Origin of the sequence: Gimesia alba, assembly GCF_007744675.1 — a bacterium.
In the GTDB taxonomy this organism is placed as follows: Bacteria; Planctomycetota; Planctomycetia; order Planctomycetales; family Planctomycetaceae; genus Gimesia; species Gimesia alba.
In genome coordinates this window covers 1,136,964-1,155,993 of the sequence record NZ_CP036269.1, presented here as the reverse complement: position 1 = coordinate 1,155,993, position 19,030 = coordinate 1,136,964, and the positions used below count along the sequence as shown (strand labels likewise).

The 19,030-nt window shown below is 50.7% G+C and carries 12 protein-coding genes; 2 read left to right on the top strand and 10 right to left on the bottom strand.

What is annotated here, in order from left to right:
* Positions 1–279: 279 nt before the first annotated feature.
* The 3 genes from Pan241w_RS04415 to hpnC form a co-directional block, all read right to left on the bottom strand.
* Positions 280–1,359, bottom strand: a complete 1,080-nt coding sequence (locus tag Pan241w_RS04415) for a ribonucleotide-diphosphate reductase subunit beta (RefSeq protein WP_198000539.1) — start codon at positions 1,357–1,359, stop codon at positions 280–282.
* 71 nt (positions 1,360–1,430) lie between these two features.
* On the bottom strand, positions 1,431–4,277 hold the full coding sequence (locus Pan241w_RS04410) for a ribonucleoside-diphosphate reductase subunit alpha (RefSeq protein ID WP_145211528.1): 2,847 nt from the start codon (positions 4,275–4,277) through the stop codon (positions 1,431–1,433).
* A 780-nt stretch (positions 4,278–5,057) separates the two neighbouring features.
* A complete protein-coding gene (gene hpnC / locus Pan241w_RS04405) occupies positions 5,058–6,032 on the bottom strand; it encodes a squalene synthase HpnC (RefSeq protein WP_145211523.1) in 975 nt (324 codons plus the stop codon).
* A gap of 299 nt (positions 6,033–6,331) precedes the next feature.
* Between hpnC and der the strand changes: the two genes are divergently transcribed.
* Entirely contained in the window at positions 6,332–7,744 is a 1,413-nt protein-coding gene (gene der / locus Pan241w_RS04400) for a ribosome biogenesis GTPase Der (RefSeq protein ID WP_145211520.1), read from the top strand.
* A gap of 1,000 nt (positions 7,745–8,744) precedes the next feature.
* Here the strand turns inward: der and Pan241w_RS04395 are convergent.
* From Pan241w_RS04395 to Pan241w_RS04385, 3 genes are all read right to left on the bottom strand, one after another.
* Complete coding sequence (locus tag Pan241w_RS04395; RefSeq protein WP_145211518.1) at positions 8,745–9,086, bottom strand: hypothetical protein; 342 nt, start codon at positions 9,084–9,086, stop codon at positions 8,745–8,747.
* Positions 9,087–9,345: 259 nt separating this feature from the next.
* On the bottom strand, positions 9,346–10,248 hold the full coding sequence (locus tag Pan241w_RS04390) for a hypothetical protein (protein WP_145211515.1): 903 nt from the start codon (positions 10,246–10,248) through the stop codon (positions 9,346–9,348).
* Between the two features lie 63 nt (positions 10,249–10,311).
* Positions 10,312–11,184: an amidohydrolase family protein gene (locus tag Pan241w_RS04385; RefSeq protein WP_145211512.1), complete on the bottom strand. Its 873-nt coding sequence runs from the start codon at positions 11,182–11,184 to the stop codon at positions 10,312–10,314.
* A gap of 575 nt (positions 11,185–11,759) precedes the next feature.
* Between Pan241w_RS04385 and Pan241w_RS04380 the strand changes: the two genes are divergently transcribed.
* Complete coding sequence (locus tag Pan241w_RS04380) at positions 11,760–13,610, top strand: MutS-related protein (protein WP_145211509.1); 1,851 nt, start codon at positions 11,760–11,762, stop codon at positions 13,608–13,610.
* 17 nt (positions 13,611–13,627) lie between these two features.
* Here Pan241w_RS04380 and mgtE read toward each other — a convergent pair whose 3' ends face one another.
* From mgtE to flgL, 4 genes are all read right to left on the bottom strand, one after another.
* Positions 13,628–14,974, bottom strand: coding sequence for a magnesium transporter (mgtE, locus tag Pan241w_RS04375; RefSeq protein ID WP_145211506.1), 1,347 nt, complete (start codon positions 14,972–14,974; stop codon positions 13,628–13,630).
* Between the two features lie 213 nt (positions 14,975–15,187).
* The gene (gene rpsI / locus Pan241w_RS30000) at positions 15,188–15,799 is read right to left on the bottom strand and encodes a 30S ribosomal protein S9 (RefSeq protein ID WP_390620981.1); all 612 of its coding nucleotides are present in this window, start codon (positions 15,797–15,799) and stop codon (positions 15,188–15,190) included.
* 70 nt (positions 15,800–15,869) lie between these two features.
* Positions 15,870–16,337, bottom strand: coding sequence for a 50S ribosomal protein L13 (rplM, locus tag Pan241w_RS04365; RefSeq protein WP_145223192.1), 468 nt, complete (start codon positions 16,335–16,337; stop codon positions 15,870–15,872).
* A gap of 371 nt (positions 16,338–16,708) precedes the next feature.
* Positions 16,709–18,970 carry a flagellar hook-associated protein FlgL gene (flgL, locus tag Pan241w_RS04360; protein ID WP_145211503.1) on the bottom strand — a complete coding sequence of 754 codons (2,262 nt, stop codon included), beginning with the start codon at positions 18,968–18,970 and terminating at the stop codon, positions 16,709–16,711.
* Positions 18,971–19,030: the final 60 nt, after the last annotated feature.

Sequence of the window (19,030 nt, the reverse complement as noted above, 5' to 3'; positions counted from 1 at the left end):
CTCCATTTTACAATCAGGGCAATGCGGGGTTGTATTCATCAGAATCTCCAGAAAGTCATGTGTTCAGAAAGGCTATCTGATGCTTAACGCATGACGCCCCCCCAATTGGATCATTATTTTTTGAACTCCGGAGAATCAGGTACAGGTCCCCTTGCCCCGACCAAGGGTATCCCGGCTGCTTTGTTTCACTGCTGATAACATCAAACCTTCACGCACAAAAAAAGGGACCACCGGCTGGTGGTCCCTTCGAGGGTGCCTTGTTTTTTTGTCGTGGACAAATCAGTCCCAGCTTAAAGAACCGGAGCTCTGATATTCGGTCACTCGGGTTTCAAAGAAGTTTTTCTCTTTGGACAGGTCCATCGTTTCGCTCATCCAGGGGAATGGATTCGAAGAACCATACTGAGCCGGCAGGCCGATACGTTCCAGACGACGGTCAGCAATGTGCTGCACGTATTCGCGGAACAGATCGCCGTTCAATCCCAGAATTCCGGTAGGCAGGCAATCCTTGGCGTATTCAATTTCCAACTCGGCAGCATACTTGATGCGGTCGATAATGGTCTGCTGGAATTCAGGAGTCCAAAGCTCAGGATTTTCCTGTTTGATGCCATTGATCAAGTCGATACCAAAGTTCAAGTGAATCGTTTCATCCCGCAGGATGTACTGGAACTGTTCGCCAATCCCCGTCATCATATTGCGGCGATGGAACGACAGCACCATCACAAACCCGGTATAGAAGAAAAGCCCTTCCATGATCAGGTAGTAACCGATCAGGTTCTTCAAGAAAGCCTGAGCCCCTTCAAACGTATCCGTAGTGAATTCAGGATCGAGAATTTCAGACGTCAGTTCCATTTCCAACTGATCTTTTTTGGCAATCGCTGGAACTTCATGGTACATGTTGAATACTTCTGACTCATTCAGTCCGAGGCTTTCGACAATGTACAGGAACGTGTGAGTATGCACGGCTTCCTCAAATGCCTGACGCAGCAGATACTGACGGCATTCCGCATTGGTCACATGCTTGAAAATCGCCAACACAATGTTATTGGCAACCAGGCTCTCGGCTGTCGCAAAGAAACCGAGGTTCCGCATAATCACAAAACGTTCGCCATCACTAAGTTTGCTGGAACGCCACATTTCGATGTCTTTGGTCATACCAACTTCGGTAGGCATCCAGTGGTTGGCACAACCATTCAGATAATGTTCCCAGGCCCAATGATACTTCAAAGGCATCAATTGATTGACGTCGACCTGAGAGCAATTAATCAGTCGCTTATTATCTGCTTTAAAGCGTCCCGTGGGAGTATCTCCCACAGGTGTGACTGCTGGAGTAGCTGCTGTATTCGAATTAAGAATTGTCATCATAACACCTCTTTAAAATCCATTAGTAAACTTAAACTGAGCACAATTGATTGTGGAACGAAACATCAGGCTTACTGACATGCTTCACAGTCACCATCCAGGTTGCAGGTCTCACCGGGAGTGACCAGCGTGGCTGCTGCCCGTTCGACCTGAATATCACCTGACGCACTTGCGTTTTTCATCCAGCGAGGCTGAATTCCGAATTTGTTGACGTCCACGGTTGATTTCTCAACCTGAGTCGCTGCCAGAGTTCGCAGATAGTAGGTTGTCTTCAACCCGCGTTCCCAGGCCAGCATATACATCTCATGCAGTTTCTTACCCGAAGGTTCTGCCAGATACAGATTGAGTGACTGTCCCATATCAATCCATTTCTGGCGATGGGCGGCACATTCAATCGTCCACTTGGGTTCGACTTCGAACGCCGTCAGATAGCGGGCCTTCAAGTCATCAGGAATGCGTTCGATCTCTGTGACCGAACCATCATAATACTTGAGGGCTTCCAGCATGTCCGCATCCCATAATCCAAGCGCCTTCAAATCATCCACCAGTAAGCGGTTGACCTGAGTAAACTCGCCGGACAGGTTGCTCTTCACATACAGATGCTTATAGGAAGGCTCAATTGATTGAGATACACCAATGATGGTGGAAATCGTCGCCGTAGGTGCAATCGCCATCACGTTGCTGTTACGCATCCCATTCTGTGCGATCGAATCCCGAACGACTTGCCAGTTCAGGCGGGTCTGCCGATCCACTTCAATCGGAATCTCCCGTTCTTTTTCGTGCAGGTCCAGTGTGTCAATCGGCAGCAAACCGCGGTCCCACTTGGAACCAGCGTAAGAGCCATAACGACCACGCTCACCCGCCAATTCAGACGAAGCCAGGATCGCGTAATAGGAAATCGCTTCCATGCTGGCATCAGCAAACTCGACGGCCTGCATGCTGGCATAACTGATCCCCTGGGCCAGGAGAGCATCCTGGAAACCCATTACACCCAGACCAACGGGACGATGACGTGTATTCGAATTACGGGCTTCATCCGTCGGATAGTAATTGATGTCAATCACGTTATCCAGCATTCGCATCGCAGTCCGAACAGTCTCTTCCAGCATTCCGAGATCAAGCTGACCATCAACAATGTGCAGCTTGAGGTTCACAGAACCCAGGTTACAGACAGCCGTCTCATCCCGGGAGGTATTCAACAGAATCTCGGTACACAGGTTACTGCTGTGAACCACACCCGTATGGTCCTGAGGCGATCGCAGATTAGAAGGATCTTTCCAGGTAATCCAGGGATGACCAGTTTCAAACAGACGGGTCAGCATCTTACGCCACAATTCGACAGCAGAAATACGACGGAAGAGTTTGATCTCGCCGGTTTCTGTCATCTTTTCGTATTCGGTATAACGCCGTTCGAACGCCTGGCCGTAAAGGTCATGCAGATCGGGAACATCATTCGGGCTGAACAGAGTCCACTCGGCATCTTCGCGAACACGACGCATAAACAGATCGGGAATCCAGTTCGCCGTATGCATGTCATGGGTACGTCGTCGGTCATCGCCTGTGTTCTTACGCAGGTCGAGGAACTCTTCAACATCCATGTGCCATGTTTCCAGGTAGGAACAGACGGCACCTTTGCGTTTGCCACCCTGGTTCACAGCCACAGCAGTATCATTCACGACCTTCAGGAACGGAATTACGCCCTGACTTTGACCGTTGGTACCACTGATGTGCGAATTGGTCGCCCGGATTTGAGTCCAGTCATTCCCCAGTCCGCCGGCCCACTTGGAGAGCTTGGCGTTGTCGGCAACACATTTGAAAATGTGGTCCAGATCGTCGTCGACGGTCGAAAGATAACAGGAGCTCAACTGAGGATGCAGCGTGGCCGAGTTAAACAGGGTCGGTGTCGCCGAGGTAAATCGGAACGTAGAGAGAATGTTATAGAACTCAATCGCCCGTCCGGTAAAATCGCCGGCTTCCTGAATCGCCAGTCCCATGGAAACACGCATCCAGAAATATTGAGGCGTTTCAATACGGCGACCATCAATGTGCAGCAGGTAACGATCGAAAATAGCCTGCAATCCCAGATACTGGAACAGGTGATCGCGTTCCGGCTTGAGAGCCAGAGCAATCCGGTTCAGATCGAACTTGTGCAGATCGGGAGTCAATCGTTTGGCTTCAATTCCATCATTGAGGAACTGTGTAAAACGATCCACATAGAGTTGATTTAATTCATTGACGTCAGAGGGCGCATTTCCCAGAGCGTCGTTGTAAATAATCTTCAGCATCAAACGTGAAGCAACCGTATCGTAGGCAGGATCACGTTCGATACGAGTCCGGGCTGCCAGAATCATGGCACGATACAATTCTTCGACAGAAATCCCATCGAAAATCGAACGCATCACTTCTTCGAGCAGATCCTCAGCCGAACAGTCCCCTTCCAGTCCGCGACAAGCTTCGGAAAGCCGTGCTAAAATTCGTCCTTCATCAAAGGGAACTTTGGTTCCGTCTTTGAGAATGACATGAAACCGGGGGGCCGTTGATTTGATCTCATCAGACTCATCCGCCAGCTCATTCGATCCGCGTAACGCACGCAGCTTGGCACGTTCAGCACGGTAGACAATGTAGCGACGTGCAATACGGTAGTGACCGCGTCGCATTAACATCATCTCGACGACGTCCTGAATCTTTTCTACTTCAACACCAGAATCACTACTGGCGGCGGCAGCAATTTCATTCGCCACCGACTCGACCATTTCCGGAATTTCCATCCGAATTTCGTCGTCGAGTGGCTGATTATCTGCGAGATTCAGTTCTGCGCGGAAAGCGTTAGAGATTGCACGACCGATCAACGATGCATCAAAGGAAGCTGTTCTTCCCCCCCGCTTCGTGACGATCCATTCTGTTTGCGCTCGAATCATTCGATTGCCTCCTTAAAATGGAATGCTAAAAATCCGGCTGTGTCCATGCCGACAGCAGCTTGTTGTATTCATAATTGGGATGTGGTGATACCAGCATCTCGTGGCACACAATACACTCGCACCAGATTGCCAGAAATGACAAACAGAAAAGAAGGGAAACATAAAGAGACAGGGAAAGGCAGACAACATCACCTTGGTGCGTGAACTGGCAACTCCCTTTGCTCTTAAGAACCCTCACTGATCTGAAATTCAATTTCTAAAACCATCTGAATGTGAGAGCTAAGATTTCACCAAACACCTGAGAGACAGGTTTTTCGAGCATAAATCAGACACCATGTCCGCTCTGATCAGAGACAAAAACAAGGCCCGCATCTATTCAAAAAAACACTGGTTAAATATCTGGCAAAATCAACTTTATCGTGCCCCAAACAGAACCACTTGTATAGCGTTTTGTCTGAGCCACTCACTCATAACACCCAATATAGTGTGTATATTTCAGTAGTCAATACTAAATGTTGGACATCGTCCAAAGATGTCAAGAATCATTAGCAAGACTCAGCAAAACCCTATATTTGTAGAAACTACACACAAATTTCATTCAAATCCAATCCCGAGATCATGAAAAAGTGCAAAAGAAATCTTTCTCAATCCACTGACCGTCAAACTTTAAAATGCCCGTTCATCTTGTGGGAAGACACCAGCTTGAAGAAGGGCAAATCGAGCAATGATGCGACTCTTCATGGGAACTTCATATGCAATTCAAAGAGATGCCAGCGCGGCTCATTTCCGATGGGAACCGGAAAACAGCCGTCTTTTCAGACTTTGAATCAGCATCAGAGCAAACTCAAAGCGGGACACCACAGGGCGATTTTTCCAGACATTGAACCGCTGCCGTTCGATGTGATCCAGGATTTTCAGGCCGCCACGAACAAACAGATCTATGTCAACCTGCAATCGCCCGGGAAGCTGAGCAACCAGTGGTAAACCATCCAAGAGAAACTGGCGGGCGCGCTGCACTTCAAATGCCATCATTTTTTGAAATGATTCATTAAACTCGTTTCTCTGCAATTCTTCATCGGTATAGCCGAATTGACGTCGATCTTCGGCGGGTAGATAAATGCGTCCCATCGCAAAATCGCGTGCTACGTCCTGCCAGAAATTCGCCAGTTGTAACCCGGTGCAAATCGAATCGGACCAGGCCAGCGTCTCAGACGAAGCGGATCGGCAGAGATGCAGCACCAGTCGCCCCACCGGATTGGCACTCTTCTGGCAATACTCCTCTAGCTGCGCAAACGACTGATACTCGGTGACACGCTGATCCTGCTCAAAGGCTTGAATCAGATCATCAAACGCATCTTGAGGCAGCGCAAACTCCTTGATCGTTGGCGCCAAAGCGACAAACACCGGATGCAGGCGCGGCGCAGGCCTTTGTGGATCGGCGTTAGTGCTCGAGATCCCCTGATAGCATTCCTCTAGCTGGGATCGCCACCAGGCGAGCATCGCGAGTGAGGTCTCTGCGTCCTGAATTTCATCTCCCAGATCATCGGCCCAGCGACAGAAAGCATACACGTTGAAAAAGTGCGGGCGCAGGTCACGCGGCAATGCCCAGGAGACAACGGGAAAATTTTCGTAATGCCCCAGGGCAATCTTACGGCAGTATTCCCGGGCCTGCTCCACGTCGATTGGAGCATCCGTTCCCTCATAATAGGAAGAATCGGGCCCCCAAGCGGTCAATTCTTGCTCAAATACCGTCATTTAGCCGGAAGTTCCCAAACGCAATGCTCCAGTTGATTAACAATCGTCCGCTAACTGGATATTCTATGGATATATGACTCAGCCGCATAATATGCCATCACCGTCATAAGACGGATTGCAGAGTTCTGTTTCTTGCCGCCCGGCATCAGCACAGAGAAAAACTCCGAATCGACGGGCGCTCAAAAGATTCTGATACCAGCACACTCAGGGATACAAGCCCCGGGTCTGGAAATCAAGCGAGCAAACCCAATCCCCGCCGATTCCAACTGAAAACGATTTCTTTAGAAAAACGTAAAATCATGGCCGTACCAAAAATTGCCATCGTGGGCCGACCCAATGTAGGCAAAAGTTCGATTTTCAACTGGCTTGCCGGTCACCGTGTCGCCATTGTCGACCCGACAGCCGGTGTGACCCGCGATCGGGTTACGTACCTGGTTCATGAAAAAGATCGCTACTTCGAACTGGTGGATACCGGCGGAATTGGAATCACCGACAGCGACGACCTCTCGGAAGATATTGAACGCCAGATTCAGGTCGGCATTGATGAGGCCGATCTGATTCTGTTTGTCGTTGACGGCACCATGGGCCTGGCCCACCTCGATGAAGAAGTCGCTCAGAGACTCAGGTCGATCGAAAAACCGAAGATCCTCTGCATCAACAAATGCGACTCAACAAAAACCGATGACGAAGCGGCTCAGTTCTTTCGCCTGACAAATGCCCCGGTGGTCTTAACCAGCGTCAAAGGAAATCGGAACCGTAACGAATTGATCCAGGCATTATTGGATCAACTGCCTCCCGCCGAAGAGTTTGAAGAAACGGAAGGCGAAACACTTTCAGCCGAACCCGAGTTGAAAATTGCCATCGTCGGCCGCCGCAACGTTGGCAAAAGCACGTTCATCAATGCCCTTGCGGAATCCGAACGCATGATCGTCAGCGAAGTTGCCGGCACCACGCGCGACAGTGTGGATATTCGATTTGAATTCGACGACAAATCATTTCTCGCCATTGATACTCCCGGCGTACGCAAACGCAAAAGCCTCGCGAATGACATCGAATTTTACGGTTTAGCCCGCGCCAAACGCAGCATCCGCCGCGCCAATGTCGTACTGATGTTTTTTGATTCGCAGCAAACAATTTCCAAAGTCGACAAGCAGCTCGTCACCGAAATTGAAGAGAATTATAAGCCTTGCATCTTCGTGATCAATAAATGGGACCTGGGCCGCGAGAGTAAGATGACCTCTGAAAAATGGGATGAATATCTGACCTCACAATTCCGCACCATGCGGCATGCCCCCGTGGCATTCGTAACCGCCCGCGATTCACGAAACATTAAACAAGTCATCAACCTGGCTCAGACGATTTATAAACAATCCCGCATTCGCGTTTCGACGGGACGACTGAATAAAATTGTCCGAGCGGCGATCCAGAATAATCAGCCTCCCTATTCCAAAAACCGTCGTCCCAAAATTTTCTACGCCACCCAGGTCGCAACAGAACCACCGACGATTGTTCTGAAGTGTAACGATTCGAAACTCTTTACCGACTCCTGGAAACGCTACCTCAGCGGCGTCCTGCGGGAACAGCTCCCGTTCAAAGAGATTCCGATCAAAATCTATTATCGCTCGAAAGATCTCAAAGAAGACGGCGGCCCCAGTCTGGATATGATCGACCATGACGATTTCCAGGAAGACTTCGAGCCGGAACGATCATAACGCCACAAAAGGGGGCAGGGTTTGCGTTCATACACCCGCTGATTCTTCCCCTTTCATGTCTGGCTTTTCTATTGTTGGCACGATATCAACGTCAATTCAGCCCCCGTCCCGCGCGTATCATTCCTCTTCGAAACCAATACAGCATCTTCACGTCTGAACCTTCATCGCGCTCTGCTGAATAAATTCATCTTGACCGCCTCGCGCCCTCTAAAATGATGTAGCGTAGTTAGCGTCGCGCGCGAAAACACTACTGGTTCAGCTGAAGTATCTGAATCACTGAAAAAACCGGCACCATAAAACCCACTCGTTTTAGCACGATTTTCCAAACCACTACTCACCCGCACCTCAGTTATCAAACGACATCGCAGGCCTTCACTCCGCAATCCCAGAGCTTCATAGAACGATCCCAGGAGATCACATGACGATCCTAAAGAAAATATGCGGACGCCCCTTGACTCACCCACGCCATTGACGATGATCTTTTTCACAAACATGATTTCTTCCGCAAAAAGTAGGGAGCGGCCCTATGTGGCCGCCCGCCTGGCGACATTCAATTTCAAATCACCGCGTAAATGGAACCAGCGCGGCCTGCAAAAAAGTGAGCAGCGCGGCACCAACCGCCGTTTGCAACCAGAGTGCGAAAACAAATCAGCGGCAAACCAATCCTACCAGATATCACCAGCCCCTCTCAGATGAACATACCGCACCAACGGCTGAATGGAACAGCGACGAATTGACAGAGAACTCGTTCTTTTCGCGTGTTCGTGTTTTTCGTGGTAGTCATCAATCCAATTACAATCACACCATTGAACACGATCCCACAGACGGGGAAACGTTCCTGTGTGCCACCGCTCGGCTTGTCCGACGGTGCTGGTTTAAATACAGAGACCGTAAAAGACCGGAGACCGTAAAAGGGGTCAGGAACCTATAATCAAAGAGTCCCGACCCCTTTTAATCTGCGCCTGCCCCCTTTTAATCTGCGACTGATCCAATTGGATCCCTAGTCCGTCCCGGTGTCTTGATTGCCCACACCGAAGCCGTGAGGGTGGGACGTAGGAACTTCCAATACGTGCTTCCAATGTTTGGCGAAGGTTTCCCCGTGCTCAATTTCCAAGCGTTGCTTCTCCTCCTCCACGCGCTTTAGGACCTCCGGCCACCAAGTGGAATTGAGATAGGCAACGCGGCGGTCGTGTTCTTCCAGAGAGATCCCCTCCTCGTCAGGATCGAGCCCTTCCTCCTCAAAATTCATGTCCCGCCAATGATCGCCGGGGTGGGGCACAAATCCTTGTGTATCATAAGGAAACTTGTGGTTGTATGAATCCATTTGAGACTTGTGAAACATCGGAACATCTCCTTTGCATTCCAGAATGCGAATCGAAGTAAAGCGTCTAACTCTATTGGAGTGTTCGGCTCGAAAGTTTTCAATACTGAATGCCGAGTAGATACGAAGAAATTCCCATGAGACAGTGAAGGCAAAATCGCTTTTTGGGGGTTTTGGTATGAATGGACAGGAAAAGGCCTTTTATTTTTCTGCCCCCTTTTATTCTTGAATTCGTGTTTTTCGTGGTAGTAAAATCACAACAGATCACACACTCGACATTCTAATCGAAGTTCATCTTCTTGATGTGCTCCGCCGCGGCGTCTGCCAGGACGTCGCGGAACATGCGGTCGGGATTGTCGAAAAAGGCGATGCTGATACCGCGATCGACGGAGCGGGTCGCCAGCAAGGTCAACATGGGTGTCGGTGGCACATAACGCTCCATGTATATGAGCCGCATGCCGGGTCCCTTGAGATTCAACAGACGCTCAAAATACTGCATGGCCAGATTGCCCTCGCGGGCCAGTACGGCGCCTTTCACCGAGACGCGTAGTTTCTGCCATTCTTCAGGCGTCATTTCTTTTTTCCAGGCCATGACCTGCCGATGCATGGCATCAAGTTGGCTCGCCGCTGCTCCGGCAATATTCGCTTGAATCATCGGCAGCATACTCCGCGTGAAAGCATGCAGCTCCTCGGTGCTGAACTGCTGCTGTTGAATCACCTTCTCCAGGAACTGCTTCGAACCCGCCAGAAGCTGTTTCTGCCGATTGAGTTTTTCGCCTTCGAGCCCCATGTGATCGAGCTGTTTCTCGACCCGGTCGATCTTTCCGTGATACTCAGCCAGTTGTTGCAGGCGTTGCGTGTCGAGCTTGCCGGCGCCGGGTGGGCCGAGCATGAGGTAGATCGCGACCGGCATATGGGCAAAGACTTTGAGCGTATCGTACCGGGAAAGCAGAATTTCTGACGTCGTTTCCTGCCCGTTGCGAATCAGCACAAGCTTGCCATCTTTAAGCAGAATGATCGGCCCGCCAGACGCGAGGTCCAACTTTCGGGCGGCCGTGTGCGCATTAATGAAGTCACCATTCAGCTTCATCAGCGCGTCTCCCGCTGCTGCATCGATCTCTTCCGTGAATGCCACCTGGGGCAGAATCATCAGAATCAGGCCCGCGAAAATCATTCGTCTCATATTCCTGCCTCCCTGGTACAGAATCAGCTTACAGATCAACTCACAATAGGGGGTTGAAAAGGGTCAACTCAAACGATAAAACGTTTCTGCATTGTCGTGAAACAACTTCCGCTGAAACGTTTCTGATCGGTCCTGGACGATCCATTTCAGCGCGTTGAGCCAGGACTCGTACGAGGACGTCATGGTGCAGACCGGCCAGTCGCCGCCGAAGAAGACGTGGTCTTCCCCGAATGTGTCCAGACAGAAGTCAATATTCTGTTTTAGATCTTCGGGCTGCCATTTCCCTTTCGTGGCGGTCGCGACGATTCCGGAAATCTTGCACATCACCTGTTCGCGCTCTGCCATCTGTCGCATGCCGTTTTCCCAGGCAGCTCGATCCACCTGCTGATCAGGCTGCACGCTCATATTGCCGCAATGATCGACGATAAACCGCGTCTTCGGGCAGGCGTCGACCAGTTCGACCGCGTCCTGAATTTCGGCCGGCCGCATACACAAATCAAAACTCAAGCCATGCTCGCCCAGCAGTTGAATGTTCTGTTTGAACTGTGGCTGTAAACACATGCCCCGCGGCCGATCCGGATCGTGTAAAATAGTCCTGACCCCTTTTAAGAATGGGTTGTCGGCAAACTCTTCGAGGTACTTGCTGAAGCTTGCTTCTCCCGGCCTGCCGCCTATCACCGCACCGGCCAGCGGATTGTCAGCCTGACTGCACAACTCCAGAACAGCTCGCGCCTCCTGTTGATGCAGGTCCGGGTGGACATTGACTTCCATATACACCGACTTTTCGATCTGACAGTTCTGCGTCGCTTCCAGATAATCATCCATGCGAAAACTGCACCGCAGTGGATCCATGCCGGGTAATTCGAGCCAGGGCAGGTCAAACAGATCCAAATCCCAGAGATGGTGATGAGTATCAATAACGGGCATTGGATGCATGGCAGGGCTCCGCTGTTAGGAAATAGAATTGATGCCTGGGTAGCGTTCATTAATTGGTTTTGAGTGCGATTCTCATGATTGTAACCTTATCGAGATCGGCATTAACCGCGGCTAACGCCGTGCGGCTGATCCGGTTTTTGGTGATTTCCCAACCGGAATGACTTATTAGCCGAAGGGCGTTAGCCCCGGTTTCTTCCATTTGCCAAGAGGCATTCGAATATCAGAAACGTTATCTGGTGCTTTCTCAAGCTAGAAATTGAAGGGTTGGGAGTATTGTTGACGTGCTCCGTTGTCGTACTCTCGTTATATTTATCAACCCAATATTTAAAAATGAAACTCCACTAGTGCTTTGTCAAGCTAGAAATTGAGGGTTGGGGGTGTTGTTGACGTGCTCCGTTGTCGCACTCTCGTTGTATTTATCAACCCAATATTTAATAATGAAACTCTACTAGTTTTACTCTGTACACAGACTCATTGCAATTCACATTTCACTTCTGTTTACGCTGGTATTGAACCGTTCAATCGGTTAGAAGTGAGCTTTACCCAATCAGCGTTTTCGATGAATTATTAACTCGATGCAACCTTCCCCAATCCAACAGAATCCCCAGTCAGAATATGAGCAACGGCTCGAAAGCCGGGCAAGCAAGGTACGGGCACTGGTTAAACAAAGTGACCAGTTTTCGACCTTCAGAGGCCTGCTCTTCCTGGCCGCGATTGCTATTTTGATGGCCTCCACAATCTGGGGACTCCTCAGCCTGAAGTGGATCGGACTCCCGGTGCTGAGCTTTGTGATTCTCGTTATCTTACACGCCCGCTGTATCCGCCGCCTGAAGCAGGCGCGACAGGCAGAAACCTACTACAAAACCTCTCTGGACCGGCTGAACGACCAGTGGATCGACGTCCGCCCGACGGGAGACGAATTTTATGATCCCGAGCACATGTATGCCGGCGACCTCGACCTGCTGGGACGTGGCTCCCTGTTTCAACTCATCTGCAGTGCTCGCACGAAACTGGGAGAAGAAACCTTAGCACGCTGGCTGCTGTCTCCCGCGACCACAGATGAAATCAAGCAGCGGCAAGAGTCTGTTGAAGAACTGCGCAACGAATTGGACTTCCGCGAAGAACTGGAATTGCTGGAAGCGGAAACTCATAGCGACATTGAACAGACTCATCTTGCGGAATGGGTCAAGCAGCCGCTGACCGAAGTCCCCGCTGTATTGAAATGGGCCTCCATGATCACAGGTGGCTTCGCCGCGTTATCCGTCGTCAGTTGGCTGCTCTCGTATAGCGGAATCGCGCCGATATGCGTGGCAATTATCATCCAGGTCTGCCTGCTGTTTTTCATTGGTCCCCGCATTCGCGAATTATTGAACCAGACCGATGAAGTCCGCGACGGCTTATCCGTTCTCTCCGATGTTCTGTCTCTGATTGAACAACGACAATTTGAATCTCCGCACTTAAAAGCGATCGTGACAGCGCTGCAGACAGACGGCGTTCCCCCTTCGCGATCGATTGCCCAGTTACGACGACAGATTCAGGGGCTCAACAACTGTTTTCGCAACCAGTTTTCCGCCCCGCTGGCGGTGCTGCTGGGAATTCCCTTTCATTACATGTTTGCCATTGATCGCTGGTTAAAACATGTCGGCCCGCATTGCCCTGAATGGCTCTCCGCTGTGGGAGAATTCGAAGCACTCTGCTCGCTGGCCGGCTACGCGTACGAACACCCGCAAGACCCGTTTCCCGAGATTGTGGAAACAGAGGCTGACGGCCCCCGGCTGGAGGGAGTTGATTTAGGGCACCCGCTGATCCCCTTGCAGCAGGTCGTCCGTAACGATGTCACCTTGAACGCGGAAAATCGGCTACTCATGATCAGTGGCTCAAACATGTCGGGCAAGAGCACCTTGATGCGAACCGTCGGAACGAACTTTGTGCTGGCGATGACAGGCGCCCCGGTACGAGCGACCCGCCTGACCGTCTCTCCCATGCAGGCGGGAACCGCGATGCGGGTGCAGGACTCGCTGCAACAGGGTGCCTCGCTGTTTTATCAGTCCGTCGCACGACTTTCTGCCGTCGTCCACCTGGCAGATAAGCCGATGCCGGTTCTGTTTCTACTGGATGAAATTCTACAGGGCACGAATTCACACGACCGTCGGATCGGGGCCCAAAGCGTGATTGAAACCCTGATCGAACGGGGAGGCATCGGCATTGTCACGACACATGACCTCGCTTTAACCGAAATCACCGCTCAGTTTGGCACACAGGCAAAGAACGTGCATTTTGAAGACCAGCTGATTGATGGCAAAATGACCTTCGATTACCGCATGCAGCCAGGCGTCGTCAAGCATAGCAACGCCCTGGAACTGATGAAGATGATGGGCATCGTACTGAAAGATGTCAAAACGGAAACGGAACACGAACCTTCATAACGCCGTCCGAGAGGCACTCAGCTGACCAGATACATGGCGACCTGAAAATAGATGATCAGGCCCAGGATATCAACCAGTGCGGTAATAAACGGGTTCGACATCAAAGCCGGGTCCATCCCTAAGCGCCGGAACCCCATCGGCAGCATCCCCCCTGCCGAAATCCCCATCAGTACGACTAAAAATACAGCCAGACCTACGACAGACGCCTGAATCAATTGAGCCGTAAACGCCCAGGAGATGAAAAAACTGATCAAAGCGAGTCCACTTCCCAGCAGTAACCCCAGCTGTAGCTCTTTTCGTAATAAGGCACGTAAATCCCCTTGCTGAATGTTCGACTCCAGTGCCATCGCACGAATGATCAACGTCGCCGACTGTGAACCCGCATTTCCCCCACTGGCGAGAATCAGCGGGATAAACAACACCAGCCATTCGTATTTATCTGAGATCGCTTCGTAATGCTCGAGGACCTTTGCTGCCAGAAATGAGGGAACCAGCAGAAAAATCAGCCAGCCAATTCGTTTCTGAATCACAGTCTTGACCGAGGTAGACAAATAACTGTCTTCCAAGGGCTCGACCGCAGCCAGACGATACGTATCTTCCGTTGCCTCTTCCTGCATAATGTCGATCGCATCGTCGTGCGTGACAATCCCGACCAGTTGATTTTGACGATCGACGACAGGAATCGCCACGAAGTCATATTTTGCCATCTGCTGTGCGACAAATTCCTGGTCATCATCCACACGTACGGAAATCACATCCCGATTGATCAACTCCGACAGAGGACGTGTGGGACGGGCAAAGATCAATTCTCGCAATGAAACGATCCCCTGTAATCGACGCCCCTCATCAACGACATAGATATAGGAAATAATTTCACTATCCGGTGCCTGCAGACGCAATCTTTCCAGTGCCTGCGACACGGAAATATTTTCCGGAAGCGACGCATATTCGGTCGTCATAATCGCGCCGGCACTGTCTTCCGGATAGGAGAGCAGCTTGCGGATATCCCGCCGCTCTGCCTGCGCAATTAGCGGCAGGAGCTCTTCGACGTGATCATCGTCCATCCGCGACAACAGGTCGACCCGGTCGTCAGGTGCCATCTCTTCGATCAGCTTGGAGAGAGGCTCCCGGTCAATCACGCCCACAATTTCAATCTGTTGCGGTAACGCGAGAAACTGAAAAATCTCGGCCTGCTTCTCGGGAGTACTACAGGCCAGCACGCGCCACACATCCTGGCTGTTCAGCTCTTCCAGAATTTCCGCTGTGACGGCGGGATAGAGGGCATCACAAAACTCCTTGACACCTTCCGTATCATTTTCGTTCAGCATCACCTGAAGTTCTGGCAGCAATAATCGACCATACATTGTTGATGTCCCTTTGTCTTACCGATATTGCTTGATCAACAAACTTGACCTGGGCAAAGCGCCTGCCAGTACAGATATTATGATTAACGGTCGTCTTCAGCCTGAGAATTACCGTAAAAAAACACCCTCACTGGAATAAGTTGCCAGTCAGGGTGTCGATGACTTCATACAGACAACACACAGAAGCATCGCCTGAAAATAACCATTCGCAGATCAACGCTTGGAGAACTGAAAGCTCTTACGTGCTTTCTTGTAACCAAACTTCTTACGTTCAACCATGCGGCTGTCACGTGTTAAGAATCGTCCTGCACTCAAGGTTTCATGGAACTGGTTATTGTATGCTTCCAGAGCACGTGCGATACCCAATACAATCGCTCCGGTCTGCCCTGTGGTTCCGCCGCCGTTGACGCGAACCCAGACATCAACTTTACCATATGTCTCGGTTGCCTTCAGAGGCGCTTCCACCATCTGGCGATCACGTTCGACTTTCAGATAGTCTTCCAGAGAACCGCCGTTGATCGTCAGATTTCCGGAACCAGCTTTGATTCGAACACGGGCCACAGCAGTCTTACGACGTCCGGTTCCCATGGCGACACCGTGCTTGTCCAGCTTACCACGAATGATCGGTTCTGGCTTGATGACGTCTTCCGCATCGCCTTCACCTTCAGTCGGTAGAGTGGAGCCCAGAGTCAATTCAGGAACGCCAGAATCGGTCGTCATCGACTCCGCAGTGGCTTCTTCTGAAGTCGCTGTTTCCGCCTCGACCGGCGTCTGCTGTTCTGTCGTTTCTTCTGTTACATTTTCTTCCGGAGTCTCATTTTCCATGACGGTCAACTACTCTTATCTTATTATTTTGAAAAGGAATAAATAGAAGTTCGTATGCCTGTGATTCTACTTATGGCAGCAGATGGGCTGGCATATCTTGAGGTTGCTGCGACTGATGTTCGTGAGTCGGACCTGCAAACAACTTGAGCTTCTTCAGCATCTGACGCCCCAGCTTATTCTTGGGAAGCATCCGGCGAACCGCTTCAGAAAGCACTTGCGTTGACTGGCCTCGCTCCAGTTTCTTTTCAGCAGTGACCACTTTCAAACCGCTGGGATAACCACTATACGAAGCATAGCCTTTATTCAGCATCTTCGATGAGAAATAGGGATGAGAGTCGTGAGCAAGTTCCTTACCGGAAAACTTTACTCTGTCACAGTTTACGACGATCACATAATCCCCGGTATCGACGTGGGGAGTATATGTGGGCTTATGCTTGCCCATTAAAACAGTCGCAATCTTTGTGGCCAGACGTCCCACAATTTGATTATCTGCATCAACAACGAACCATTTTGGGTCGACAGTGGATGCTTTTGCCATATAAGTTTTTGTCGTAGACACCGGTCATTCCTCAAACGTAAACGATATAATATTCTACACTTATGTCAATATGCACTTCAAAAAGGCATGTCAAATTGTAGTCAATCTCCCTCGTATCGATCAGAAAAACGCCGGCAAAGCGAGCGCATACCAATCGCAAGGGAGCGGATAACAGTAACCTTTTTAAGGTCCCTCTTCAACTTCAGCGAGGCGGAAAATCTGAGCTGGAACACAAAAAAGCACAGAAAAGCCACTTTTTTGCTCGGGATCTATCTGGAAATCAGAATACCTGAATTCTCCACTCCCGAATTCCCCTACATTATCACAGACGGAGTCTCTGAACCACCATTCTGAAGAGAGAATTCAGTTGATTACAGGTAGGACAGCAGACTCAACTGGAGCGACTGCGACGTGATTTTCAGATTCGCCTCAAAGGCGGTCTGACGCTGAGTAATCTCGACAATTACTTCTGTCAGATCGGTGTGAAATTCGTTGGAAATCGCCTCTTCTATTTTGACTTCCTGATCTTTGAGGCGGTTATCCGCCTCTTCAAGAACCTTCATTCGGCTCCCGATATCCGCCCGCACACGATTCATCCGACCGATTTCGACATCCAGCAGGACTCCAATCCGCTCAATTTCACGATCATCGCCATTCCTCAAGCCCTTTTCCAGCCGGGACAGTAAGCTGATGACGCCCGTGGATTCCTTTGGATTTGGTTCTTTTCCGACCAGTCCCACCAGGGGATCAGTGCCGGTCTCAACACCATCAATGCCCAGGGCGTAAGCAATTTCAATGGGAGGAATTTCCAGAGGACCGGTTCCCGAGGCATCGAAGATCGTGAGACCATTGCCCGTCGTATTGAGCGTGGCCTGCAGCTTGATTGGAATAAAATTCCCCTGCAGCGGCACGGTATTAATCGCCCCCGGCTCCGTCACCGCCAGCCCCAGTGCATCAGAAACCACATTACTGGCGATACTCAAGGGCCCCGCCCCCGAGTTATCAGTGATCTGAATGGCATTCGTAGTGGGATCGATACTGGCAACCAGGTTTCCCGGATCGACGGCATTAATCGAATCCAGTACGTCCTGAACGGTCGCATCACCGGCCAGGCTCACATTCACCACCGATGCATCCCGGCGCGTAATATCCAGAGTGGTCGCCCCCACGGGAACACCCTGCCCCAGATTCAAATCCGCCAGTAGTGTGGTTCCGTCGAACGTCTCAAAATCATTGATCTTGTCGATCACATCCTGCACGGTGACCGAACCGCTGAGGTCCAGATTGATGGTTGTTCCATCACGTCGGATCACCTGGAGTTGATTCGTGGAATCGACATCGACTCCCCGCCCGTAATTCAATTCGGAAAGGGGAGTACTGGCAGAGAACGTAGCAATTCCCAGACCGGCGGCATTCGTGCCTCCATTGTTCTCACCGATTGAGAAATCTGCACCGCTGATCCGACTCGAAATCGCCAATCCGTTCTGACTTTGATTAATACCCAGATTGAGATCAGGGTCTTGTGTGCGAATCAGATTAAAAACATCTTCGATCGTAGTGGCAGTGGAAAGGTCAATCGTTTCCGTTTTCCCGCCGTTATTGATGACCAGACCAGTGCCGACGGTCGAGCCAATTCCCGTGCCGCCGTTCAGCGATGCCAATGTCGTCTGCAGCGTGATTCCCGGATCGAGGTCCAACCCATTGATCTGCGCGACCGCAGTACTGGCGATTCCCAGTTCGGTGGCGGACGTCGATCCCACCACATTGGAAACCGCAACCGTACCCGCGGAGGGAGTGAACCGCAGGCCATTCTGACTAGCGGGATCAATGTCCACCGTGAGTGTCAAAGGCCCCGCTGAAAACGCGTCTTCCAAAACGGTCTTGAGGTCCTGGATGGTTTCGGCACCAGACAGATCCACCGTTTGTGTCTGCGGAGTACCATTGTCCAATGTGACTGTGATGGATCCCAGATTGAGACCGCGACCACTGTTCAAATCAGAGATTTTACTCTGCAAAGTTAACGCAGGATTGATATCGCCGCCAACCTCGGGCGTGCTGGCAGCGAATGCGGAAATCCCGTCATAGTTATTGGGTAATAAAGTTTGCACATCGATATAGGATTGAATCTGGTGATTATCGCCATGATAAACCACCTGACCGTCCGCCCGTTCCTCAAAGGGAGTGGTATTGGTCTGACTCCCGGAAAAAAGATACTGTCCCCGGAACGTCGTATTGCCGGCATTCACAACCTGCGTTCTGAGTGAAGCAATTTCATTCGCCAGCGCAACGCGCTCGGCTTCAGTCACCGTATTCCCCACGCCCAGTAATGAAATGGATTTTGCCTGGTTTAATGCGTCTCCTACACTTCCCAAAGCGGATTCGCTCATCGTCAGTAAACTGAGATTGGTGCCGATATTTGTCTGGTACTGCGCCTGGCGTTCGTACGTTGACTGCAGAATAATCGTGCGCAGCGCTGCTCCGGGAGATTCGCTGGCAATGGAAAACAATTGCCCCGTGGCCACCTGTTGTTGCAGATTGACTAATTCACGCGCATTGTCATTCAGCGAAACCTTCAACCGCTCGGAAAGCATTGTTGAAGGCAGACGGCCTGGCAATATAGGACCAATACCCATGATTCATCACACCAAAAAAGTCAACGAAACAGAAATTGAGAACCGATCGGGTCTCAAAAA